At 44.7% G+C, this 23,916-nt stretch carries 18 protein-coding genes; 11 read left to right on the top strand and 7 right to left on the bottom strand.

Features of this window, described 5'->3' with window-relative positions; genetic code table 11:
* On the top strand, positions 1 to 879 hold the full coding sequence (locus RH85_RS20290) for a mechanosensitive ion channel family protein (RefSeq protein WP_005599053.1): 879 nt from the start codon (positions 1 to 3) through the stop codon (positions 877 to 879).
* An 81-nt stretch (positions 880 to 960) separates the two neighbouring features.
* Here RH85_RS20290 and RH85_RS20295 read toward each other — a convergent pair whose 3' ends face one another.
* Positions 961 to 3,840, bottom strand: coding sequence for a M66 family metalloprotease (locus RH85_RS20295; protein ID WP_006714623.1), 2,880 nt, complete (start codon positions 3,838 to 3,840; stop codon positions 961 to 963).
* Positions 3,841 to 4,448: 608 nt separating this feature from the next.
* Between RH85_RS20295 and RH85_RS20300 the strand changes: the two genes are divergently transcribed.
* A complete protein-coding gene (locus RH85_RS20300; RefSeq protein WP_006714624.1) occupies positions 4,449 to 7,499 on the top strand; it encodes a M66 family metalloprotease in 3,051 nt (1,016 codons plus the stop codon).
* A gap of 152 nt (positions 7,500 to 7,651) precedes the next feature.
* Here RH85_RS20300 and RH85_RS20305 read toward each other — a convergent pair whose 3' ends face one another.
* Together RH85_RS20305 and RH85_RS20310 are read right to left on the bottom strand one after the other, a co-directional pair.
* The gene (locus RH85_RS20305) at positions 7,652 to 9,697 is read right to left on the bottom strand and encodes a sensor histidine kinase (RefSeq protein WP_006714625.1); all 2,046 of its coding nucleotides are present in this window, start codon (positions 9,695 to 9,697) and stop codon (positions 7,652 to 7,654) included.
* Positions 9,687 to 11,138, bottom strand: a complete 1,452-nt coding sequence (locus RH85_RS20310) for a sigma-54-dependent transcriptional regulator (RefSeq protein ID WP_006714626.1) — start codon at positions 11,136 to 11,138, stop codon at positions 9,687 to 9,689. The genes RH85_RS20305 and RH85_RS20310 overlap by 11 nt, the downstream gene beginning before the upstream one ends.
* Before the next feature lie 249 nt (positions 11,139 to 11,387).
* Here RH85_RS20310 and RH85_RS20315 point away from each other — a divergent pair, with 249 nt between their 5' ends.
* The 6 genes from RH85_RS20315 (at position 11,388) to RH85_RS20340 (ending at position 16,326) form a co-directional block, all read left to right on the top strand.
* Positions 11,388 to 12,209: an ABC transporter substrate-binding protein gene (locus RH85_RS20315; RefSeq protein ID WP_006714627.1), complete on the top strand. Its 822-nt coding sequence runs from the start codon at positions 11,388 to 11,390 to the stop codon at positions 12,207 to 12,209.
* Positions 12,210 to 12,215: 6 nt separating this feature from the next.
* On the top strand, positions 12,216 to 12,914 hold the full coding sequence (locus RH85_RS20320) for an ABC transporter permease (protein WP_005599059.1): 699 nt from the start codon (positions 12,216 to 12,218) through the stop codon (positions 12,912 to 12,914).
* Between the two features lie 8 nt (positions 12,915 to 12,922).
* On the top strand, positions 12,923 to 13,639 hold the full coding sequence (locus RH85_RS20325; protein ID WP_006714628.1) for an energy-coupling factor ABC transporter ATP-binding protein: 717 nt from the start codon (positions 12,923 to 12,925) through the stop codon (positions 13,637 to 13,639).
* Positions 13,617 to 14,204, top strand: a complete 588-nt coding sequence (gene mobA / locus RH85_RS20330) for a molybdenum cofactor guanylyltransferase MobA (RefSeq protein ID WP_006714629.1) — start codon at positions 13,617 to 13,619, stop codon at positions 14,202 to 14,204. The genes RH85_RS20325 and mobA overlap by 23 nt, the downstream gene beginning before the upstream one ends.
* Positions 14,201 to 15,997, top strand: a complete 1,797-nt coding sequence (locus tag RH85_RS20335; protein WP_006714630.1) for a bifunctional molybdopterin-guanine dinucleotide biosynthesis adaptor protein MobB/molybdopterin molybdotransferase MoeA — start codon at positions 14,201 to 14,203, stop codon at positions 15,995 to 15,997. Before mobA ends, RH85_RS20335 begins: the two co-directional genes overlap by 4 nt.
* Positions 15,998 to 16,059: 62 nt before the next feature.
* Positions 16,060 to 16,326, top strand: coding sequence for a DUF2960 family protein (locus RH85_RS20340; protein WP_006714631.1), 267 nt, complete (start codon positions 16,060 to 16,062; stop codon positions 16,324 to 16,326).
* 91 nt (positions 16,327 to 16,417) lie between these two features.
* Here the strand turns inward: RH85_RS20340 and nagK are convergent, their stop codons facing one another.
* Both nagK and RH85_RS20350 read right to left on the bottom strand, forming a co-directional pair.
* Positions 16,418 to 17,326, bottom strand: coding sequence for an N-acetylglucosamine kinase (gene nagK / locus RH85_RS20345; RefSeq protein ID WP_006714632.1), 909 nt, complete (start codon positions 17,324 to 17,326; stop codon positions 16,418 to 16,420).
* A gap of 123 nt (positions 17,327 to 17,449) precedes the next feature.
* Positions 17,450 to 18,187: a tRNA-uridine aminocarboxypropyltransferase gene (locus RH85_RS20350; protein ID WP_006714633.1), complete on the bottom strand. Its 738-nt coding sequence runs from the start codon at positions 18,185 to 18,187 to the stop codon at positions 17,450 to 17,452.
* An 83-nt stretch (positions 18,188 to 18,270) separates the two neighbouring features.
* Between RH85_RS20350 and RH85_RS20355 the strand changes: the two genes are divergently transcribed.
* On the top strand, positions 18,271 to 19,059 hold the full coding sequence (locus RH85_RS20355) for a sterol desaturase family protein (RefSeq protein ID WP_006714634.1): 789 nt from the start codon (positions 18,271 to 18,273) through the stop codon (positions 19,057 to 19,059).
* Positions 19,060 to 19,430: 371 nt separating this feature from the next.
* Here RH85_RS20355 and RH85_RS20360 read toward each other — a convergent pair whose 3' ends face one another.
* Positions 19,431 to 21,464, bottom strand: coding sequence for a methyl-accepting chemotaxis protein (locus RH85_RS20360; RefSeq protein WP_006714635.1), 2,034 nt, complete (start codon positions 21,462 to 21,464; stop codon positions 19,431 to 19,433).
* 98 nt (positions 21,465 to 21,562) lie between these two features.
* Between RH85_RS20360 and RH85_RS20365 the strand changes: the two genes are divergently transcribed.
* Positions 21,563 to 22,075 (top strand): NlpC/P60 family protein, encoded by a 513-nt coding sequence (locus RH85_RS20365; RefSeq protein ID WP_006714636.1) that lies wholly within the window; start codon positions 21,563 to 21,565, stop codon positions 22,073 to 22,075.
* A 23-nt stretch (positions 22,076 to 22,098) separates the two neighbouring features.
* Here the strand turns inward: RH85_RS20365 and RH85_RS20370 are convergent, their stop codons facing one another.
* Positions 22,099 to 22,443 (bottom strand): DUF3802 family protein, encoded by a 345-nt coding sequence (locus tag RH85_RS20370; protein ID WP_006714637.1) that lies wholly within the window; start codon positions 22,441 to 22,443, stop codon positions 22,099 to 22,101.
* 447 nt (positions 22,444 to 22,890) lie between these two features.
* On the opposite strand from RH85_RS20370, the gene RH85_RS20375 reads away from it, so the two are divergent.
* Complete coding sequence (locus RH85_RS20375) at positions 22,891 to 23,757, top strand: fructosamine kinase family protein (RefSeq protein WP_006714638.1); 867 nt, start codon at positions 22,891 to 22,893, stop codon at positions 23,755 to 23,757.
* The last annotated feature ends 159 nt before the right edge of the window (positions 23,758 to 23,916 follow it).

Genomic DNA, 23,916 nt, shown 5'->3' on the forward strand with positions numbered 1-23,916 from the left:
ATGAAAAGATTAATAATCCTACTGTTTATTGGCTTTGCTGCCTTACCGTGTTTTGCAACGGAAGAGATCGCCAACGTAGAAAACATTTCTAAAATAGCTAGCTTGGTGCGTTGGAGTGGTGTTTTCTTCTCACTCTTTGTTATTGCTGGTGCGTGGTTGCTACTCAAGTTCATGAGTTCAATGGTGGAAAGCTTCGGTAGCCAATTCGTTCAATACCGCATGCTGCTACAAAAACTGCAATCCTTTACTCAGTTCTTCATCTATATGAGTACTGGTATTGTGGTGTTTATGATGAGCTTTCGCATCAACGATCAAATACTCGCATTGATTGGTGGTACGTTAGCAGTCTCGGTCGGTTTTGCACTAAAAGACCTTGCGGCATCGTTCATCGCAGGTATCACGGTAATGGTCGATCGTCCGTTCCAAGTAGGTGACCGTGTCACATTTGAAGGTAACTATGGTGATATCATTACCATTGGTTTGCGTTCGGTGCGCATGCGAACGCTAACGGATGACATCATTACTATTCCGAATAACAAATTTTTGAATGAAGTGGTTGTCAGCGGAAACTATGGTGCGCTCGATATGCAGGTGGTAATTCCGTTCTATGTCGGTATGAATGAAGACATCACCCTCGCCCGTGATTTGATCCAAGAAGCGGCGTCTTCAAGTCGTTATATTCACCTGCCTAAACCGGTGACCGTATTAGTGAAGCAAACCATCACTGATAACTACTTAGCGATTCAATTAACCTGTAAAGCGTATGTTGTTGATACCGCATACGAGAAGTTGTTTGAAACCGACATTACTCTGCGCGTAATGAAAGAGTTTAGAAAACACAACATCAATCCGCCGAAGATTGCGGTTAACGCGAGTTAATCTCGATTTATCGGAATAAAAAAAGCGCCTGATTTGGCGCTTTTTTCTTATCGGTATTTTATCTTATTGATCATAGATATATTAGTGATTATGTTCGCCGTCTGCGTGATCACATTGGGTTGGCTCGTAACGCGTTGCCAATACACGTTGAGTGAGGTTTTTTGCTGGCATCGCAAATGCTTTAGTAAATGCTTTAGTGTTTGCTAACGATCTAGCTTGCTCATCACCACCTTGAACTGTGTAAACGGGTTCTAGAGTTGGCGCAGCGATGGTCAAGGTATCAAGCACATCACCATCACAAACAACACTCGCCGTTTTCGGGTTATCAGAACGTGCTACGTTAACGTGGAACTTGTTCATGTTATCTGCATTGCGGCGATTGTTTTTCAGTGCATAGGTATCGACATCGCCGTTAGCCATTTCGACCTCTAGTGCACAGTTTGCAGCAAGGCTTGCGCTTTCAGCAGCGTAAACATAACCATATGAGCCATGCAGAGCTGGGAAGATAAAGCTTTCTAGTTGCTTCGACGGGTCGTAGTAACCCACTAATGTCGTCACAGGAACACCATATTGAGTTGGTTTGATCGCCTGATGTTGTTCAAAGCTTGCATCTTTCATCCATGTTTGACCATCAGAGACAAACACCAAACGACTGCCGTAAGGCACCACCATCGACTCCCCGTTAATGGTTAAGTTCGAGTGATAGCCCGCATCAGAGTTAAAGGTAAAGATCTTACCTTTATTGCTCGAACTGGCTTCAGGAACCGACATATCACGCGCCCAGTGTCCATTCCAAGTAGACAACTCGACTTTGTCAAAGTCACTTAGCAAGGCAGCAATACGCTCAGCGTTTGCTTCCCATGGCGCAACACTGGTGATTTCTAGAGTATCAACACGGTGGGTGTATTCCTCCATGCTCTCAGTCTCTTCATTCCACTTTTTAAAGCCCGTCGAAGACGTTTGATCAAACACCGCTTTGCTCTCTAAATTATTCTGGATAAAGAACATCGAATATGGCGTATACATCGTAAAGCGCTGTTGGTTATACATCGCCCAACCACCAGCCATTGCGTCACTACCAAAACTAAACATGTCGTTAAATGCAGGGACACATTGCCCATCTAAACAGCTCTCACCGCCATTTTTTTGCGGGGCAAAGTTAGGAATGAAGACATCGCGTGATGAATCCCAACCCCAAGTTGAGTTACTCATATTGGCTGGCTTATGAATTGAGCCTTCAAAACCGCCAGGGTAATGACCCAAACCGTAGTTGTGCCCTACCTCATGGCTAAATTCATTGCCAATTGAGCTATCTAGGGTAACCATGCCACCACCACCAGAACCACCATGGGTTACCACACCATTGCTATAGACACCTCGCGTATTATGCGCGGTTAACTGCGCAACAAAATAGGGATGTTCGCCCTCACCAACACCCGCGGTAGAGTGAATTCCGTAGTTAGCATTATTGATACCAATTGAGAATAACTCTTTACCAATACGCTGGCGCATGGTGCCGCCATGCCAACCACCTTCGCTTGGATCGTGGTCGGTCAGTAACGTGCCGTCCGGTAGCATCACTTCAAGCAGGTGAACAGGCTCATACTCATTCACCACCATTTTACTCAACGGTGCAGTTTCAAAATATTCACGCTGTGCTTGTTTGTCTTGTTGGAAGTCAAAACGTTCACGAGGCTCAACCAACATGCCTACATCGATAGTATGCAGAAGTAACTCGGTTGGTGCGCCGACTTTAATCCCTGTTAAACTGCCAGACTTACCGTTATTAGCAAAGGTTAGATTCAGACCAGGTACGAGCCACTCTTTTGGTAGTTCTGCTGACCAATAACCATCGGCATAACCGATTTCGTTAAAGATCAAATCCTCTTCGAGTACCCATGCACCGTTTACGTTTTTAAATACCGTCGTCGTACCATTTGTAATCGTGCGGGTACGGTCTTGGTAGTAGCTTACGTTTGAGTTATAACCTGCACTTGATTGGAAGATAAATGTTTTGCCATCAAGTTCTGGGTTGTTTTGTTCTAAAGCAATATCACGAATCCAATGACCATTCCACGTGTTTAGTTGCACTACATCATGCTCGGCTAATGCGCTAGAAATTGCCGTACTAGAAACCTCACGTACCGCAAACACAGCCGATTCATCATAACTAAAGTCAATATCCGTCGTGCTCATTTCAGGAATCGCAAGCACGTTACGAGCGAGCAGTTCAGGCGCACGCATATCCAGTGAGCCAAGAATTTCACCCTGACGGTTTTTCGCCGTCACGGTCACTTTAGAGTGAGGCTCGAATGCAGCTTCCGGTTTGAACATCACTTTGGTATTTCGTTCACCCACCAAGTGCATGCGTTTTTCATCGCTGGCTGGTTTCGCCGGAACAATGTGTGCTTGCGCGAATAAAACCGCACCGTTCAATTCACCGGTGAGCATGTTTTCAAGCTGATTATTATTAAAGAAGATTGATGGTTTTTGAACAACAGGAGTACATTCAGAGTTATCAAGAATGGTGGTTAGAGGGCGTTCCCAAATGTAATTCCCTTCATTGTCTTTTGAGCCACGACCGGCCGCATACAAAGCAAAGGTACATTTTTCCCAGTTTGGCGCGTCGTAGCCTTCCGGGAATAAGTCAAAACCACCCGCGTAACCCCAGTACTGCCAATGTTTCGGGATAAAGTCGAACACCGTTTGGAACTCTGATTCAATATCGAACAGATCAAACATGACGTTACCATCAAAGTTGATGCGCAGATTCTTGCCTTTGTATTGCAAGTACTGGTAATCACCTTGTTGAATAACATTTTCTGGTTGAGCAGCCAATAGTGCTAGCTCTTCCATTTTGGTCATAATTTTAACGCTAGCTTGCTCTAATGTTAACTCTGCAGCGTTCGCATTCGTCGCCAATACAGACGCAACCATAAGCCCTAATAGTCTTTTTTTCATATCTAGTCTCTGTTTTAATTATTGTTTACTTGTGAAAGTTGAGATTCACGATCAGATACGAAGAGGCCCCTTCGACTAGAATTTTAGAGCCTTTATTCAAAGACAAGCCAATGACAGTTTTGTTAACTTAGATCTCTATTCCAAATGATTCGTACTCAATGATTTAATAAGTGATTTATTGCCAAGTTAAATAATTTTGTAACTAATCATATAAAAATCAAATGAATCAAACAGAAAATTCAGATGATTATTCTTTAATCACAGGGTGGGCAATTAACGAACACCTGGAAAGGGCATTTAAAAAATCAGCTAAAACTTGGGGCTTTTAGGTGAACCAATATTTGGCTACGAGTAGACATCAAGCAAGGCCAATCTCGTCTACGTTTGCTCACAAGTACGCGATGTATTGCCATAACTCGACATTGCTCCCATCACGAGATTCAAATTAAAAATACTCGCTAAATTTTGGCAACAAGCTCAAATATCTTCATTTTATTGCGGAACAAATATCTCACTAAAGAATTTATCAAATCGATTTTTCTGCGAACCAATTCAAAATATCAAAGCAACAATGGCAATTTTTCATTCAAATAACATAAGGATAAAGTATGAAAATAAAATTGTTATCTTTCATGATTGGGGTCGCGATCAGTGGTCACTCGAGTTTGGTTCTCGCATCAATACCATCCTCAGCTTCAATCGATATCAAAAGTCAGTCCTCGGTTGAGCATGCTCCAACAATTGAACAATTTCACGTAGCGTCTCTTTCTGATGTAGCAGTGCAATTCAGCTGGAACAGCAGCGGAAAAAACAACCGCTACGAAGTGGACATCATCGAGCGTCCAGCGAATTCATCACCGATCGTTTATCGTGCTGATGCGATCGAGTCGGGTTTTTATCGTGGCCATCTCACCCCAAACACGGAATACGAAGCAATCGTAAAAGTTTGCAACGATAATGGCTGTAGCAGCAGTGAATCCCTCACTTTTACAACGCAGGCTGAACGTTATACCTACAATGATGCTCGCCAAGCGGATAATCATCTTTCTGGAAACCTTGCTGCGCACATCAATTTAGCCCAGACTCACACCAGCGTAACCCCCGATGGAAATGAAGACCAAGCCCGTCCATTCCTGATCGCCGAGCGAACCGCCCTCCTTCTTGTGACACCTAAGGCTTACTGGACCAATCATTTGTGGTTGGAAGTGCTACAAGATGGTGTCGTTGTTGAACGCGTTGCCATGAATCCACCCAGTGCGCAGCCTGAAACCGACCAACGAGATCATGGACGCGAGACTGTCGTTTTCTCTAACCACTCTTGGACTACCCCTATCAGTTGGCAATGGATGAAGCCGGGGATATCACTGCGTCTATCCGATAACTTTAACCGTGTCGGTGAACTCAGTGAAGATCGCTTTATATTTGGTGGCGCGCCAGAACTTGTGATTCAAAATATCGATATCGGTATGCTGACTGAACCTCGCGATCAGTACCGCATGATTGAAGAAATGCATCAACTGGCCCCTGATTACTTCCAAAAAATTCCTGCGTCTAAACTTATCATGGCGGATTACACCCCGCTCCACTTAACAAAAGTCACTCTGCCAAACGGCAAAGTGTATACAGAGCGTAGTGACGATGAAGGTGGTGTGTACGGCGGAGATATGCGTGAAGCCATCGGTAAAGCACTGGTTTCAACCGGCATAAACAACGCGAACTTTGGTATCGTCGATACCGCTGGCTATTCTCAAGGTTGGTTCCGCTACACTAACCATATCACCGCGCACAACAATCGCGGTGTTTACCAAAATGGTATTGTTAATCATGGTCTCAGTGGCGGGGGCGGCAAGGTAACCCTCAGCAGTAGTATAGGAAATGAATGGTCACACGAATTAGGCCACAACTATGGTCGTAGCCACTACCCGACGAACGCTTCCGTTCACGATCTGACCACTGGCTGGGGTTGGGATGCGTTCTACAACCGATTTGTCGGCAATCTGCATTGGTCTGGTGAAGCAACCACGATCTCTCTCGGTGGGCAGGTGGTGCCTCCATTTGAAGGGATCTATCGTTTCACCCGCGATGCACAAGCAGGTGGAGAAAGTGCAGGACTTGGTAAAGTCAGTCTATTTACACTGGAACACCCAACCCAAACTCAAGCGATCCAACGTTTCTTCAATGACCGACCAAACATTGACCTTGAAAGTCCAACCGGTTATCTAACATGGGATCACGCCGCACAACGCTATGTCGCAGCAGAAGTGGATCATGCCGCACCAATCGCTAATGGTGTCCCTGTAATCACCGTTTTGGGGATTTACGACCCAATGAATCTCAATCCGAGTCAAATTTATCCTTTGACTTACTCCAACTACGGCAATGTGTTTGAACTGCCTGAGCCAAGTGCTATTGAACCGCAACTTGAAGGTTGGCAATCGGTCTCGGATCTTAACGCCGAGGATCGCTTGGTGACGGAATGGCAAACGATGACCATTGATGGGGAGCAACGCTCACTTTGTCAGTTTAGCTACACAAACGGCAATAGTGAACAAGCCAACTTTGTCGGCTATGAAGACAGCAACGAAGGCGTGTGTCGAACCAGTGCCGATATGTATTGGAGTGTCAATGCACAACGTGAGCACCCGGTATCTCAAGAAAACGACTACCAACTATTGGCAAGCAAAGGTAGCCTGATTGGCGCGGTGACTTACACTCCAACCCCAGAACTTGGTGAACAAACCCTTTGCACACTCAATAAAGGCGGGACTTCACATGATGGCGCGGGCTTCCTAGCCGATGGACGTTGTAAGCAGGTAAACGGCATGAAACACACTAATGGCCGTGATTGGACCTATGCCACTCACCAAGGTGGTGTTGTTCAATATGAATTGAAATCGCAAAACCAATGTCAGCTTAATGTGACCTATCCTGATGGCCGTATAGACGAAATCGCTCTAGCAGGTTCTCGCCATACCGGTAATCAGAGCAATAAGTTCCACTTAAACTTAGACGCCAGTCAACACCCGACTGATCTCAACGTAACTTGTCGTGCAGGCAATGGTGAAGTGACCATTCTCGATCATGTCCAAGTTGAGCGTCCAAGTTCAGTCGATAAGTTAATGGGACCGATCATTGTTGGCCAAGAATACGGTTACTCAGCGAGCCAATCCGGCCTACCAGCAGGTTGGTTTGCTCACTCCGATTCATTTGACCCAGCCACGCTTGAACAAAAAGACCGAGCGACTTTAGTCACAATGCGTAAAGGCAATGACCGTGAGTATGTGTGTCGGTTCGAAACACTTGTGGATGAGACAAACAAAGTGCTGCATGGTTACGTGGAATCACTCACTGAAGGACAATTCCAATGTACGGGAGGCAGTGAAATATCGATACGTGACAGCCAAGGTGAGCGTCCAATGCTCTCTGAGATTAACCAATTTGAATGGCTATCAGCAATCAATCATTCACAAGTAGGTGAACGTATTAAAGCCAAACCGGGCAGCGATGCTAACCTATGCAGCTTAACTGGCAATGGTGAGTGGTATGGGGTTGGTTATATAAACCAAGGCGGCCAATGCGTTCAAGAGCCTGAGGTCTACTGGTCGAATGGTAATCGCTGGATATTCTCTAGTAGGCATGGTCAGTACACCTATCGCTAAGTTCTAAATACGCCGACACAGCAACTTAACATCGAGTTATTTAGAGACTTAGAAACAGAGTAATTTGATAGCAAAGACCACCTTACGGTGGTCTTTTTTTGTTGGGATTAGTGGTGTTGACGGTCAGTAAGTTGCAACTGATCCCATTACTGTTAACTTCGAGTTGAAACCAACAAATGCGTTTCCGCTTTATTGGGTAGTCTAATGGTAAAACGGCTACCATTACCCCATTCAGACGTCGCCGTTAACTCACCACCAGTTTGACTGAGAATACTCTGTGATACCGACAACCCCAAGCCAGTACCTTCACGCTTAGTGGTATAAAACGGCGAAAAAATGCGCTTAAGATTTTCAGGTTTAATCCCGCACCCTTCATCTTCAATATGAATGAGAGCCCCTTTAGCCACACCCTCTTCACACCAATCTTCGCTGATCACCGTGAGTCGCCCTTTTCCCTGCATTGCATGAATGGCGTTCATTTGTAGATTGACCAAAATCTGCAACAGTTGATGGCGATTGATCTCTACCGAAGTATGAGCATGAAGATCGGTAATAAATTCGATATCACGCTTCTTACTACCGGTTTTGACCAAGGTAATACTCTCTTCAATAATAGGATTAACGTGCTGCCAAGTAATCTCGTCTTGCACGCCACCTTTACGGCTATACTGCAACAAACTACGGGTAATATTACGTATTCTGTCTATCTGAGCATGAATCGCTTCCAGTTCATCTTTGACTCGTTCTGACTCTTCACCAAGTTCAAACTGAATCAATTCGACATTACCCAGGATCACCGCACTTGGATTGTTAATTTCATGGGCAATGCCCGCGGTTAATTCCCCTAATGCCGCCAACTTTTCATGCACCACCAGCTTATCGCGGGTTTGATGCAACAGTTGAATGTGCAGCTCCAGTTCGGTGGTTTTCTCTTCCAAACTAGCTGTCCGTTGTTGGATTTTTTCTTCGAGCTCAACCGCCGCATTTTTCAGCTCATTTTTTCTCTGGCGTAGCAAATCCAACATGTTATCGAACTGCTTTGCTAGTTGCGCTAATTCATGCTCGTCATCTAAACCCAGCGGGCCGATGCGCGTGTCTTTACCCAGCTGGATCATTTTCACTACGCGATGGATATGTTCAATCGGATTAAATAGATCTCGAGAACCGCGATAAACCATCAAACCGGACACCAACAATAAAAATAGCGTCGTGACACTGATTTCCGCAATGTTCGTCATGTAGGCTTTGAGAAATGGCCAAATCAAGTAGCCGGTGTAAAGCATACCGATCACATTGTCGTATTTATCTCGGATCGGTTGATAGGCGGTGATATACCAAGCATCATAAACGTAAGCGCTGTTAACCCATTTTTGTCCTTCTATCAGGACTTTTTGTCTCACATTGTCAGACACCGGCGTACCAATAGCACGCCCTACACCTTCATTGCTGTCCAAAGGTACATTGGTACTGACACGAAGATCGTCTAGAAATAACGTTAACGTTCCCACCGGACGCAAACTGTCCTCGCGACTTGAGTAAATTAAGTCACGGATTTGATCGACTAAAACGGTACTGTTGTTGAGCAGCAAGCCGCCATCGAGAAAACCAACGATATGACCTTCTTTGTCATGTACTGGAATGACGGTACGGCTAACAAGGCCGCGATTTTCCACTTGTTGGCTGTCCAATATAGGCACTTGCGCCCGTATCGCTAAATCACTATCTAACGCATTCAATTCTTGCTGTGAAAGCAAGTCAAAAAAAGACTCGCTGTGGGTCAAATCTAGATAGCGAAAACGACTTTCAAAACCATCAACTCGATGCAAACAAAGGAAATCTAAGTTGTAGCGTTTCTTTTGTTTCGCGATCCATTGTTGCAGCGCTTGTTCATCCGTGCTGTTTTCCAATTGAATGCGAAAGTCATAAGATTCCGCAAACGCTTTAACATGATTCGCTTGTTTTTGCTGAATCAATTCAATGCTGTTATTGGCAACACCTAATCGTTCCGAGACATCAAGTAAAGCACTCTGCCACGTATAATGAATCGACCAATAAATGGTGATACCAATGAGCGCCAGTAGCGTTAAGAAAATCGGTGCTGAAGTTAGGATCATCAAACGGTAGCGCACCATACTTTTAAAGCGGTAGCGCCACTTAGCAATCAACCCTGTGCGAGTTGAAGCGCCGTTATTGGCCATAGCCCATATCCTCAGCTTCCCACTCTTTGAATTTACGCTCTAGGGTTTTACGCGCGACACCTAAATCTCGCGAGGCTGCAGATTTATTGCCATCATAAAATTCAACCAGTTGTTGAATATGGGACTTTTCAACTTCTTTAAGCGACCAAGAATTAGGATAACCTTTTCCAGGTGCTTTCATTGGTTCAGCCACCTCAATCAATTCAGAGCCAGAAGAAACTGACACCGAAATACTTGGTTGTACATGACTGCCCGCCAGTTCTCGCCAGTAGTGTGCCGGCGGTTTGGCCAATAAAATGCAGCGCTCGATTAAGTTCTTAAGCTCACGAATGTTACCCGGCCAATCATAGTTTTGCATCGCTTCGATGTCTTCACGTGCCCACTTAGGATCTGCAATCCCCAGCTCTATTGACAACATCTTGGTGAAATAAGGAACCAGCTCTGCCAGATCGGATTTACGTTCTCTAAGCGGCGCCACATCGATCTTAAGAACATTAAGACGATAAAAAAGATCCTCGCGAAAACGGCCACTTTTAACCTCTTTTTGCAGATTACGGTTGGTTGCAGCAACCACGCGCACATCAACACTCACTTCTTTTTCACCGCCCACAGGACGAATGGCGCGCTGCTCTAATACACGCAATAGTGCAGATTGCATCGCCAAAGGCATTTCACCTATCTCATCGAGAAATAGCGTACCACCACTGGCAACACGAAAGAGACCTTCACGGCTCTTCTTGGCGCCGGTAAATGCGCCCATCGTATGGCCAAATAGTTCGCTTTCGAGTAATTCAGGTGCAATCGCACCGCAGTTAATCGGGACAAATGGTCCTTTACGGCCACTGGCTTCGTGTACTCCACGAGCGACAAGTTCTTTACCGGTTCCAGATTCACCTTCAATCAACACCGAAGCGCGAGAAGGGGCAAATTGACTGATCAATTGCTTAAGTTGACGAGTTTTATCGGAAGTACCTGCAATCTCAGTGGTAATATGGCGTTTAACATCGCGATGCAATGCGTATTGTAAGCGCTCGTTTAAACGTTTATCCATACAACGCTGTACCGATTGCAGCATTTGACTTAGGTTGAACGGTTTGAGAATAAAATCGGTGGCGCCCAATTTGAGAGCTGAGATCGCGGTTTCTAGGTCGGCATAGCCGGTCATGAAAATCACATCCGCCTTTCTTTCCTCGTCATTAAAGGCTTCTTCCCACTCAATACCTGAGCGTCCAGGCAAGTTAATGTCTAAAATAATAAGATCATAATGATTCGCGAATCTTAACGCTTCGGCTTGCTCGATGCTGCCAGCCGTATCCACTTTCGAAAACCATTTACTGAGCGCTTTTTGTAGTATTGCTTGCATGCCAGCCTCGTCATCGACAACCAAAACTGAAAACGCTTGATATTGAGAGAGTTTGTTCGCATCCAAAGAAGTAGACATATCTTTACTCGATTTAAATCACCGTCATTGGGACAGAGTGTACCAAGGTTTTGTCTTCGGGATCGAGCAATAGTGCGACAAATTGTCCCAGAGCCCCTTTTTGTCCACAAAATCAAACTAATCTGCTTGAAAAATAGACTGAAATCTTGGCATTTAGTTTGCTTAAGGCATAGCAGCCAATTTTTGGCTATCGCCATTCGTAGGTAGTGAAATTGACGCCTAACGGCAAACAATATGGAAAACATTACAATGAAAGCAACAATCAGTTATACCTTAGCAGCAGCGTCACTTGTTTTATTTAGCCACACCGCAAGCGCAACGGAAGAACAACCGCATATTCGCTTAGCAACCACCACCAGTACATACCATTCTGGCTTACTTGATTACATCTTGCCTGAGTTTGAAAAAGATACCGGCTACAAAGTAGATGTTCTCGCGGCAGGTACCGGTAAATCTCTAAAAATGGGTGAGAACGGTGACGTTGATTTGGTGATGACTCACGCGCCTAAAGCAGAAGCTAGCTTTGTAGAGCATGGTTACGGCGTACTGCCACGCAAATTAATGTACAACGACTTTGTCATTGTCGGCCCAGAATCTGATCCAGCAAAAGTTGCTGAGCAAAAAGATATCTTCGACGTATTCAAGAATATTGCCTCAACCAATTCTACGTTCGTTTCTCGTGGTGACGATTCTGGTACGCACAAAAAAGAAAAAGGCATCTGGGAACAAACCAAAATTGAACCAAACTTTGGTGGTTACCGCTCTGTAGGCCAAGGTATGGGCCCAACACTGAACATGGCGTCTGAAATGGAAGGCTACACCATGACAGACCGTGGTACATGGTTGGCATACCAAAACAAACTGGCGCTTAAGATCCTATTCCAAGGTGACAAAAACCTGTTCAACCCATACCAAGTTATCCTGGTAAACCCTGAGCGTTACCCAACTCTTAACTACCAAGGTGCAAAAGTCTTCAGTGACTGGCTGGTTAACCCACGTGGTCAAGAGCTGATCAATAACTTTACCATCAATGGTAAGCACCTATTTGTCGCTAACGCGAACGAGAAATAACCATTCATGAGTCTCTGGCAAACTACACTAGACGCGCTGGCACTTTTGGTCGCCTTTGATCCTGACCTGCTAGCCATTGTTGCGGTCTCATTTAATGTCTCTTTGACTGCGATATCTCTGGTGTTGTTGCCAGCGATTCTGTTCTCTTTCATCCTTGCTTACACGGATTTCCGTGGCAAATGGTTCTTTCTATCGATTATTAATACTTTGCAAGCCGTGCCTACGGTGGTGATCGGCTTGCTGCTTTATATGTTGCTGTCACGCGCAGGCCCTCTTGGTGATTGGCAGATGCTATTCACCCAAAAAGCAATGGTCTTCGGTCAAATGCTGATTTGTTTCCCGGTTTTGGTGGCGATGATGCATGGTTCACTGCAATCCAGTGATCGCCGAGCAGTCGAAACTGCCATAACTTTAGGTGCCTCACCATGCCGTGTGGCTGCCACTATGATTTGGGAAACTCGATTTCCCCTACTTGCCGCTACAATTACCGCCTTCTCCCGCATCGTCACCGAGGTGGGTTGCTCTATGATGGTCGGTGGCAACATTATGGGCGTAACGCGCAATATTCCAACCGCAATCTCAATGGAAAGCCATAAAGGTGCTTTCGCTCAGGGCGTGGCACTGGGAATTGTATTACTCTCGCTAGCACTGCTGCTAAACTTTATGTTAGGTAGCATGCGCGGTCGTGGCTATTTGAGAAACTAAGGCGCTGTATGACGATAAAAATAACTGCACAACAGCTCTCAATGCGATTTAAGAATCGAGTGTTGTTTCACATTCCTGAATTATCGATTGGGCCAAATGATGCGATTTACTTAAAAGGTGATAACGGCGTAGGTAAAACCACGTTGCTAAAAATCTTATCTGGCCTACTCAAGCCAACCACCGGTAAAGTTATCGCACCACACGACAATTTCATCCAACGGTTTTCGGCAAGAAGCGGCCGACGTGATGTCGTCTATTTGCACCAAGCACCCTATCTTTTTGATGGTTCAGTCTATCAGAACGTCGCTTATGGTATTCGCTATCAAAAAATGTCGTCGCAAGATAAACGCGCTGCGGTAATCTTTGCACTACGGAAAGTCGGTTTAGAAACCCTCGCCGATGAACATATTTCTGTGCTTTCAGGTGGCGAAAAACAACGTGTTGCGATGGCAAGAGCGTGGATTCTCACCCCTTCGATTTTGTTGATGGATGAGCCAAGCGCCTCGCTCGATCAAGAATCAATTGACCGTTTAGTGCTGTTAGCAAAAGATTTGCTCGAAAAAGGCTCAAGCATTGTCATTACTAGCCATCAAAAAAATGCCTTAACCGATTTATGTCGTAAACAGTGGTGGATAAAAGAATCAACTCTGATAGAGTCTCCGCTGCTACAAATCATCACCGATGAAAAACAAGAGAACGACTATGCTACATCCAACGCAAACTAGTTGGGTTATTTTAGCTGGTGGCCAAGCCAGCCGCATGGGTGGCAAAGACAAAGGCCTTATCGAACTAAATAATAAGCCGCTTATACAGCACGTTATTGAACGCTTGTCACCACAGACCCCTAGCATCTTGATTAACGCTAACCGCAACCAAAGTGAATACCAAAACTTTGGCCCGGTGTTTAGTGACCAATTTTCTGACTACCCTGGTCCAATGGGTGGTATTCACGCCGGTTTGCTGCATGCAGAAACCGATTGGGTTGGCTTTGTCCCCTGTGACAGCCCACAGATCAATCATGATTTAGTGGCGCGTTTCTGCGCACAAGTCACCGATGAAAGTGACATTTTGGTTGCTCATGATGGCGATCATCAACAACCCGTATTTACGCTTTATCACAAGCGAGTGTTGCCAAAACTGACAGCATTTTTAGAGCGCGGCGATCGTAAAATTATCCTACTCTACAAAGAGTGCAACACCTCTTACGTCGACTTTAGCGACTCACCAAACTGCTTTGTTAATCTAAATACGCCGCAAGAATTGGCTCAATTTGGGACTTTAGAATCATGACTGCTCGCCACTTAATTCCTGTTATTGGTTTCGCTGCCTACTCAGGCACAGGTAAAACCACCCTAATTGAAGCGCTTCTGCCTAAGTTAACCAAAGCGAGTTTGCGTATTGGCATGCTCAAGCATGCCCACCATAATTTCGATGTGGACCAACCAGGCAAAGACAGCTACCGCTTACGTAAAGCCGGCGCGAGCCAAATGCTGATTTCATCGCGTAATCGTTACGCATTGATGACAGAAACACCGGAAGAAGAGTCAGAATTTCATTTCCTGCTTAGCCGCTTCGACCAACAAAAACTGGATGTCATTTTGGTTGAAGGCTGCAAAAATATCGCCTTCCCTAAAATAGAATTGCATCGCGAAGAAGTAGGTAAACCTTGGCTCTACCCTAGTGACGATAACATTATTGCGATTGCCGCAGACACGGTCGTGACTGACAGCGAACTGCCACAAATGAGCATCAATGATCTTGATGCGATCACTCAGTTTATTCTCGATTTTGTCGCAGGCACTAATAATACGGCCGAAAACATCGACAATAATGAGCATAAAGCCGCCTCTTCATGTTGTGATATTTTGTCCCCTGCATTTCTTTCGGTAACTCAAGGCCAAGAGAAAATATTATCGCTGGTCAATGAAGTCACTGAGACCCAATCATGTGCGATCGAATCGAGCTATAACCGAGTTTTAGCGCAAGATGTTGCGTCGCCAGTCAATGTACCGCAATACACCAACTCAGCGATGGATGGTTTTGCCATCCGTGGTGATGATCTTGAGCGCAGCCAATACCAAGTCGTTGCCGAAGTCATGGCTGGCCATGCTTACTCAGGTGAATTGCAACTTGGCCAAGCAGTTAAAATCATGACCGGCGCTCCAATGCCTATTGGTGCTGACACGGTTGTGATGCGTGAACAAGCAACTGAACTTAGTGACACGGTAACCTTTAATGGTGCGCACATCAAAGCGGGCCAAAATGTTCGTCAAGCTGGTGAAGATTTAGCGCAAGGCAGTGATGTATTTACCCAAGGTTTACGCATTGAATCACCAGAAATGGGCATGTTAGCGTCGCTTGGTTTTGGCGAAACCAATGTCTACCGCAAACTTAAAGTCGCCCTCTTCTCTACCGGAGATGAAGTACAAGCACCAGGTAGCGAACAAAAGCCAAATACTATTTATGATTCAAACCGCTTTACTTTGATGGGTATGCTGGAAAAGCTGGGTTGCGATGTGATTGATTTCGGTATCTTAGAAGATAACGAACAAGTGATGATTGATGCAATCCAACAAGCCAGCCAACAAGCCGATGTAGTGATCACCTCCGGTGGTGTCTCTGTTGGTGATGCCGACTACGTGAAACTGGCGCTGGATAAGCTGGGGCAAATCGATTTTTGGCGTATCAATATGCGCCCGGGTCGCCCACTTGCGTTTGGTCAGGTAAACGACAAACCTTTCTTTGGCCTACCGGGTAACCCGGTCGCAGTGATGGTGTCGTTCATTAACTTTGTTGAACCTGCACTGCGTAAAATGCAAGGTGAACGCAACTGGCAACCACTAAAAGTGAATGCAATTGCGACCGAAGATTTGCGCTCGCGCCAAGGTCGAACGGAATATAGTCGCGGCGTATTCCAGATAGACCCAGCCGGCCGCCTAACGGTGCACACGACCGGAAAACAAGGCTCTGGTATTTTACGCTCAATGAGTGAGGCAAATTGCCTTATTGAAATTTCACCGGCGGTTGATACAGTAAAAGTCGGAGAAAGCGTGACAATTATCCCACTTCAAGGCAGAATCTAGCCCATTCAAGGTCAGCTCACTTTGCTGGCCTTCCCATTTAGTGACATAGAAACAGAAGCATTATGGCTCGTACAATTATCTACACCTACAAAGAGAAAGAGAAAGAACTGCTATTCTCTTACCAACAACACCGTAACCTTCACGAAGCCGTAGCAGAAGCGGAAGGTATCGATATTACTGAATTCCTCAAGATGGAAACTCGACTTGAGCTTATCTCTGATACCAAAGCGGTGCGTAACTACCGTGATAGCCATTTCAAATCATTGGGCTTTGGTAAAATAACCCTTAAGCCAAAAGAGAACTTGGGCGTAGGTAAAAAGAACAAGTAATCTTGCTTTGCGCTTGCAACAAAAGCATGAATAAAGAAAAGGGCTTCCAGTTGGAAGCCCTTTTTCATTTTGATCAGCCCGTAATTTACGACTACTTGATATTCAAGAACGCTGCGCCGCGCACACCGCCTGAATCACCATGCTTCGCTTTTACAATCTTAGGACATTTAGCCACAGAGAGCAGATGCTTAGGAATTCGTTTTGGCATTTCATCATAGATCATATCAAAATTTGATAGACCACCACCTAACACCACGACATGTGGATCGTTGGCAGTAAACAAGTTAGCAAAGCAGATCGCCAACAGTTCCATGAAGCGTTCAACGTGTTCAACCGCTTTAGGCTCGCCTTCAGCTTGCGCTTTAATGATCTCAATCGCTTTCTTCTCTTCACCAAAGTAGTGAGCGTATAGCAATTCAAAACCTCGGCCAGAAAGGTAATTATCGATACAGCCTTTCTTATCGCAGCCACAATCAAGTAATGGCGCGTTGTCGCCAAGATGGAACCATGCATCAATAGGTAGACGCATATGACCCATTTCACCGGCTACGTGGTTACGACCAGAGAATACTTGGCCATCGTAAATCAAACCACCACCGAAACCAGTTCCTAAGATCAAGCCCATCACAGATGGTGAATCTTTTAACTCTTCATCCCATGCTTCAGATAGCGCAAAACAGTTCGCATCGTTATCAACTTTTACGCTACGACCAATTTTTGCTTCCAAATCTTTACGCAGCAACTTACCTTTCGCTGCCGGAATATTTACCGTTAGGATTGCACCAGTATCAGCATCTTCCATGCCAGGCAAACCAAGGCCAATCTTACCTTCACAGTTGAATTCTTGGTCATATTTATTCACCAAGCCTGCAATAGCTTCAAGTAATGCTTGGTAATCGCTGGTTGGCGTAGGCACGCGCTCTGTCGCAACACGTTCTAATTTTTCATTGAATGCGCCAAACTCAATCTTGGTGCCACCCACGTCAAAGCCGTAGTACATTGTATTCACTCCCAGAATATAATTTATTAAATCCAAACTTGGGTCATTATCCATAAGGCAGTGGCCATAATCCGTGACCTATGACCATTTATAAACCAATTGAACAGGGTTTAACCATCTAAATCAATCATCTAGCTCTGGATTTGCGGCAAGGTAGCGTTTTAACTCTGGACGAGTTAAATCAGGCTTAATGCGGGTTTTACTCAGCAAATAGGTTTCACGGAAGACACAAAACCACTCATCAAGTATTTTAGAGGCTTTATGTTCTCCCAATTGGTCCAATACCAACACGGCCACTTCCGCTGTAGAAAGATGTTGTTCATTTTCTGACTTACGCATCATGTACTGGGACAATACTTGTGGCTGTATCGACAACACTGGCAACCCTTGCAAATAAGTCGATTTGCGGAAAATTTTACGCGCTTCACGCCAACTCCCATCAAGTAGGATCATCAACGGTTTTTTACCATGGCAAAACGTTTGCACTGGCTGTTCGATGAGGCGTGTTTTTACATCTACATATTCATCAGGGAAGACAATAAATGGCTGATAGTTTTCATTTACCAGCAACGTCATCATCTCTGGGTCTGGCTCAGTACGGTTCCATTGATAAACATAGCCTTCTTTAACCGCATCAAGGATCAAGCGTCCGGTGTTGCTCGGCTTGAATACTTCACTCTCCGACACGATCAACATCGCCGCGACCTCAGTTTCAATATCAGGCTGATAAGCACAAACACAGTACTTAGTAGCAACTTGGCAGTAATCACAGCGAACAACTTTGCTGCCTCTCGCGTTAAAGACTCTGGTTGCGACAGCTTGCCTGTGGAGGAAAAGACGATGAAATGCGTGGATTCTCATTCGGATTCATTGATAATAATAGTTGGGCGACAAATTCTACTCGCCATGGCGTCAGTTGCAAGTTGAAAGCGTAAGGATACTCAATGCAAAACCCAGATATGATTCGGCTGAGCTTTTTTCTTTCCACCTTAGTACTGTGCGGATTGTGGGAATGGCTCGCGCCGCGTAAAACACTGACTCAAAATAAAGGCCAACGCTGGTTCAATAACCTTGGCTTAATCGGTTTTAACTCATTGTGTTTAAACCTATTCATGCCGCTACTTGCTATAGAAGCCGCACTATGGGCTCAACAAAGCCATGTTGGCCTATTGAATTGGCTTTCATTACCCGTATGGTTAAATATTGCAATCGCGATTATTGCACTCGATTTTGCTATCTACGTGCAACATGTGGTGTTTCACCGTATTCCTTGGCTTTGGCGCCTACATCGTATGCACCATGCCGATCAAGATATCGACGTCACGACAGGTGCCCGCTTCCACCCTATCGAAATGATCATGTCAATGTGGATCAAAATAGCGATTGTGGTGTCATTGGGAATTTCACCGTTAGCGGTATTGCTGTTTGAGATCATTCTCAACGTGAGCGCGATGTTCAACCACAGTAACGCTAAGCTTCCGCTTAGCCTCGATAAATGGCTACGCAAAGCGATAGTCACGCCTGACATGCACCGCGTTCACCACTCTGAGATAGTGAAAGAAACCCATTCTAACTTTGGTTTTTTCTTGTCGATATGGGACCGCCTATTTCGCACCTACCGTGACCAACCTCAATTGGGGCATGACAAGGTAAAAATTGGTATTCCTGAGTTTCAGACGCCACGTGAACAGTGGTTAGATAAGATGCTAACGCAGCCATTTCGTCGTCAATAGGCTTGAAGAACGAGATTTAAGAAGCGAGAAAAATCGAGATTCGAGACTTTAGAAGCGAGAGGCGAAAAGATAAGAGCGAGAAGCAAGATTTTAGAGACGAGACACGAAGAGACAAAAGCGGGATCAAGAGGCGAGAATTAAGAGTTGGGGCGCTTCTTTTCTCTCGAAGCGCAGCGGTTCAATTCTAAACACTCAAATCATTTTTTATTTTTCCTCGGTTCTCGCCCCTTTGCCTCTGCATTTCCTATATTTATCGACTCTTTTTGCCTTTCACATCTCGAAGCTCTGTGTTCTAAACTCACAATTCTATCTCTGTTTTTCTCGCTTCTCAGCTCTCTAAGCGAAGCGCTCTCGCCTCTACCGCTACAGCTCTACTTTAAACGATACTTGTGCAGCATTTGCTGTTGGTCTTGGGCAATTTGAGAAACATGTTGTGAGTTTTCCAGCATCGATTCCAACTGAATTTTAGTGTCATCGCCTTGATTGGAGACTTGGCTAATGGCGCGACTAACTTCGGCGGTCGCGCGTTGCTGCTCTTCTGTTGCCACTGATATCTGCTCAAAGCGAGAACGAATAGCCCCCACGGAGTATTCAATATCATTAAATGCGAGTTTAACTTGCTCGCTTGAATCCAATGCGAACGCCATTTCTTGACGAGTATCATGCACCGCTTGACGTGATTGTTCCGCAGCAGAAACGAGTTCATTGATGTTACTTCTAATTTTGGCTGTTTGATCGGACGTATCTCGAGCTAGTTTACGAACTTCATCAGCAACGACGGCAAACCCACGCCCTTGATTACCTGCACGGGCAGCCTCAATCGCGGCATTTAAAGCTAATAAATTGGTGTTTTCCGCAATACCAGAAATTACATCGACCATTGCATAAATTTGCTTTACGCGCCGATCAAGCTCAACCATTGATTGTTCATTGGCGTTCAATGTTTGCTCTAGGGCATATAAACGCTGGCGGTTTTCCTCCATCGCAGCCACCCCTTGATTCGAGTGCAGCTCTGCTACTTTTGATTCGTCATGAGACTCATTGGTGACAGCTGCAATTTCTTTAATAGACACTTCAAGCTGAGACATGGTCGTTACCATCTCGGTAAGTGCGTGGTTTTGTGCTGCTAAACTTTGGTTGGAGGTTTGTGCTGCATCATGGCTTAACTCCGCGGTTTGATAGAGTAACTCACAGTTGCGCGTTACGCTTGATAGTGACTCACTGGTGCTATCAATCACTCGGTTTAAGCGTAACGAGACTTGCTGCATTTCATCTGGCCCTTGCAATACCACTCGCTGACGAAAATCGTGTTCTGAAATGAGAGTTAGCTGCTGCAAAATATGAGTAAGACTGTTTTTAAGCCAGCGACGCAACGTTATCCAAAGCGCCACAATAGCCAAAGCACTCAACCCACTCGCGAGCAGCAACGTATTGGCAATTGAAGAAATAGTATTTTTTACAATGCTCTCGCTTTGTTCAATCAGTGACTCTGCCGACGCTGAGATCTGATTGAGCGTTTCTATACTTTGGATCGCCAATACTTGCGCCGCTTCAGTTTGTTGCTTTTGCTGCTGACTTAACTCTAATTTGGCGAGGATCTGCTTTAAAACCCCTTTCTCTTCAAAGCCATTTTTCACCATGTCATACGATGCCGTCAGACTTGCAAAATCATTCACATCTGGATGCCACTCGGCAAAATCATCGTAGGCTAAGTTAATGCCTGCAATGCGATTGCGCATTTCTTTGTATTCCTGTTGCGCTTTAAGTAAATCAGCCTGCATCATGAACATCAAAAAGGTGCCTTCCATCGAACTTGCACTAGCAACAAAACGGTTAGCGGCATCGGAGGATTCGGGGTTATCGAGCGATAAAAAAGAAGAAATTCGGTTCATTTCAGGGCCAATCGAGTTTAACCCATAACGGAAACCGGAAACCTCAGCATCAATATTGGCTTGCATCACCAATAATTTTCGTTGCGTCGCTATCACAGACAGCGTATAGCGATTAAGCATATCAAGTGAGTCGCTAAGTAAATTCTTTTGCTGCTCTGAGATTGCTTGTTCAAAGTTGTGAGAAATCTCAAAAACTTGAGTTCTTTGCTGTCGGCTATACTGGATTAATTGATTGATTTTGGCTTCAATTGCAGCAAGTTCTGTTTCTGAGCCAGACTGAGTGCTGAAACTTAACTGCTTGGTTTGTTCAAGTAGCGACTGAGTGAGTTTCGCATTGGCCGCAGAGAGCGGAAGTGCGTGGTCAGATAAAGTGGTAAAATGAAACTCCACCTCGTTCAGACCTTTGTTATTCACCACCGTTAAACCAATCATCAAAACCAGAAATCCGAGAAACAAAGCGGTAAGTGATTGAATTAGTGAAAGAGACCACCGAGCATTATTTAATTTAGTCATTGCATCCTAGCACTGCGTAATTCAAAAGTTCATTGCGTGCAGTCTATGGCTTAACTATTACAGTAAAATTTCACTATAAAGGCGTAATAAATTCCTTAATGATCAAACCACTCGATTTCATTCGCCAACATTGCATCTGCGTATTATTCGCTTCATCAATGGCTTTAACCGGCTGTAGTTCTTCGCCTTCGCAATCCGAACCTTCACCAGTACTAAGTGAATACCACCAGCAGCTAAAAAATGAGTTCCTGGATGTATTTTACGTCTGGAAAGGCACTCCTTATCGCTTGGGCGGAAGCACTCTCAAAGGGGTCGACTGCTCTGCATTCGTACAAACGGCTTTCCAACATGCGGCAGAGATAAACTTACCTCGTACGACAGAGTACCAAGTTCAAGTTGGTCAAGAAATTGAATATGGGCAAGCAAAGGTTGGTGATTTGGTGTTTTTCAAGACGTCACGTACAACACGCCATGTAGGTGTGTACTTAGGTCAAAACCAGTTCATGCATGCTTCGACATCTAAAGGGGTGATTATCTCACGTATGGATAATCCTTATTGGGCGGGAAATTTTTGGCAATTCAGGCGAGTGACAACCTCGCCTGTGCTCTAATTCTATCTGAATCCGTACCAGCGTTAGTCGTATTTTGCGACTGCGCTGTCAAACAGATTTTTTACCAGCGCGATGTATTCATCAAGAAATGCAATCTGTTCATTTGTCGCCGCTTTTGTCCACATACCGGCCAGCACTTCGCCAAGATCAGCCACTACTGAATCAGCTTCTTTGAGCAACTTAAAGCGAACACTAGAATGCAATTCAGGGTTCTGTTCAAAGATCGCCATAATGTTACTCGCCACCATATCGGTCACTACATCTTCGACACTCTCTTTACCAGTGTCGCCATCCTCGGCGGAAAATACATCGAGATTGGATGCGAGATGTTCAACTAGGGCTAAATAACCATCAGTATCAACAACCATTTTCTCTCCATCTAAATTATTGTTTTCGTTTTCTATACTACGGGAAATACGGCCACATTAACAATTATTGACTCGGCGATATGATATTCGCAGCCCAAACACTTATGAAACAGGCTTTGATTCACTCACTATAAAGCAATTGTTCTAATGCAACTTATTGAGACTTAAGCTTGAATGCTTGTAATATTGTAGTCGTTCAGATCAAGCGACATTTGAAGCTAGATCATAAATCCCATGTTTAGTCAGTTATCTTACCATCAATATTTACCATGCCAGCCCTAGCGAAATGTTCTGTTGCACCATTAAATTACGACGACGCTGTTCACATTTTAGTAAGTAGCTAACTAAATTCGCTTCAAATTATTGAATTCTTTGCTTTGTAAGTCGGAATTGATCACGACAGTAACCTACACTGTAACCTGTAATTAGATGATTTAGGGGCAGGCTATGTGGCAAGCAATTTCCGAGCAGTTATCTGAAACCTTGATGTTTTCTTTTGTAATCCGCGAAAAAACAAAGCTTTCCGGTGGAGATATCAGTGAAAGCTACATGATCAGTGATGGAGAGCAACGGTACTTTATCAAACTCAATCATCGTGAATTTTTAGCAAAGTACGAAGCGGAAGCGGAAAATATCCAATGCTTGCGCGACACTGACACCGTTTTTGCTCCTGAGCTTGTTCATCTCGGAAAATCAAAACATCATGCTTTTTTGATTTTAAATTACTTGCCCACCAAGCCGCTGGAAAACGGCGATGCTAGTTTTGAATTTGGTCAAAAACTTGCCGCGTTACACCAATGGGGTGAGCAGAAAGAGTACGGTTTTGATTCTGATAACTATATTGGCAACACCCTACAACCAAATCAATGGGATCGGAAATGGTCACGCTTTTTTGCTGAACAACGTATAGGCTGGCAATTACAACTCATCAAAGAGAAAGGCGTTTCTTTGGTGGACATTGCAGACTTTACCCAAAAAGTGCAGCATATTTTAGCCAACCATCACCCCCGCCCTTCATTACTTCATGGCGATCTTTGGAGTGGCAATGTTGCTAATTCCGCCTTTGGCCCTATCTGCTATGACCCTGCGAGTTACTGGGGCGATAGAGAATGTGATATAGCCATGACAGAGCTATTTGGTGGTTTTCAACCTGAGTTCTACCAAGGTTATCAGGAAGTGATGCCACTCGATCCTCACTATGAGGATCGCAAACCTATTTATAATCTTTACCATGTCCTCAACCACTATAATTTGTTTGGCGGGCATTATCTTGATGAAGCGCAACAACTCATTGATACTGTGAATGATTATTAACTTTATATTACAAAGAGTTACATTCTTAGCCTAACGTAAATGCAAGCGTTTGGATCACACCATGGAAAAAACCAAGCGCTTCTCGGCGAGTTTTATGCCCACAATCAAACTTTGTACTTAATTCACGCCCATTACTAACTTATCGCCGTACTATTTATC

Origin of the sequence: Vibrio ichthyoenteri ATCC 700023 (genome assembly GCF_000222605.1) — a bacterium.
Lineage (GTDB): Bacteria > Pseudomonadota > Gammaproteobacteria > Enterobacterales > Vibrionaceae > Vibrio > Vibrio ichthyoenteri.

Excerpts from the sequence above, each read along its gene's own strand:
- RH85_RS20290 (WP_005599053.1), top strand. The coding sequence starts at position 1 with ATGAAAAGATTAATAATCCTACTGTTTATTGGCTTTGCTGCCTTACCG.
- RH85_RS20310 (WP_006714626.1), bottom strand. The coding sequence starts at position 11,138 with ATGTCTACTTCTTTGGATGCGAACAAACTCTCTCAATATCAAGCGTTT.
- RH85_RS20350 (WP_006714633.1), bottom strand. The coding sequence starts at position 18,187 with ATGAGAATCCACGCATTTCATCGTCTTTTCCTCCACAGGCAAGCTGTC.
- RH85_RS20295 (WP_006714623.1), bottom strand. The coding sequence starts at position 3,840 with ATGAAAAAAAGACTATTAGGGCTTATGGTTGCGTCTGTATTGGCGACG.
- RH85_RS20305 (WP_006714625.1), bottom strand. The coding sequence starts at position 9,697 with ATGGCCAATAACGGCGCTTCAACTCGCACAGGGTTGATTGCTAAGTGG.
- RH85_RS20320 (WP_005599059.1), top strand. The coding sequence starts at position 12,216 with ATGAGTCTCTGGCAAACTACACTAGACGCGCTGGCACTTTTGGTCGCC.
- RH85_RS20370 (WP_006714637.1), bottom strand. The coding sequence starts at position 22,443 with ATGGTTGTTGATACTGATGGTTATTTAGCCCTAGTTGAACATCTCGCA.
- mobA (WP_006714629.1), top strand. The coding sequence starts at position 13,617 with ATGCTACATCCAACGCAAACTAGTTGGGTTATTTTAGCTGGTGGCCAA.
- RH85_RS20340 (WP_006714631.1), top strand. The coding sequence starts at position 16,060 with ATGGCTCGTACAATTATCTACACCTACAAAGAGAAAGAGAAAGAACTG.
- RH85_RS20360 (WP_006714635.1), bottom strand. The coding sequence starts at position 21,464 with ATGACTAAATTAAATAATGCTCGGTGGTCTCTTTCACTAATTCAATCA.
- RH85_RS20355 (WP_006714634.1), top strand. The coding sequence starts at position 18,271 with ATGCAAAACCCAGATATGATTCGGCTGAGCTTTTTTCTTTCCACCTTA.
- RH85_RS20300 (WP_006714624.1), top strand. The coding sequence starts at position 4,449 with ATGAAAATAAAATTGTTATCTTTCATGATTGGGGTCGCGATCAGTGGT.
- RH85_RS20335 (WP_006714630.1), top strand. The coding sequence starts at position 14,201 with ATGACTGCTCGCCACTTAATTCCTGTTATTGGTTTCGCTGCCTACTCA.
- RH85_RS20325 (WP_006714628.1), top strand. The coding sequence starts at position 12,923 with ATGACGATAAAAATAACTGCACAACAGCTCTCAATGCGATTTAAGAAT.
- nagK (WP_006714632.1), bottom strand. The coding sequence starts at position 17,326 with ATGTACTACGGCTTTGACGTGGGTGGCACCAAGATTGAGTTTGGCGCA.
- RH85_RS20315 (WP_006714627.1), top strand. The coding sequence starts at position 11,388 with ATGAAAGCAACAATCAGTTATACCTTAGCAGCAGCGTCACTTGTTTTA.
- RH85_RS20365 (WP_006714636.1), top strand. The coding sequence starts at position 21,563 with ATGATCAAACCACTCGATTTCATTCGCCAACATTGCATCTGCGTATTA.
- RH85_RS20375 (WP_006714638.1), top strand. The coding sequence starts at position 22,891 with ATGTGGCAAGCAATTTCCGAGCAGTTATCTGAAACCTTGATGTTTTCT.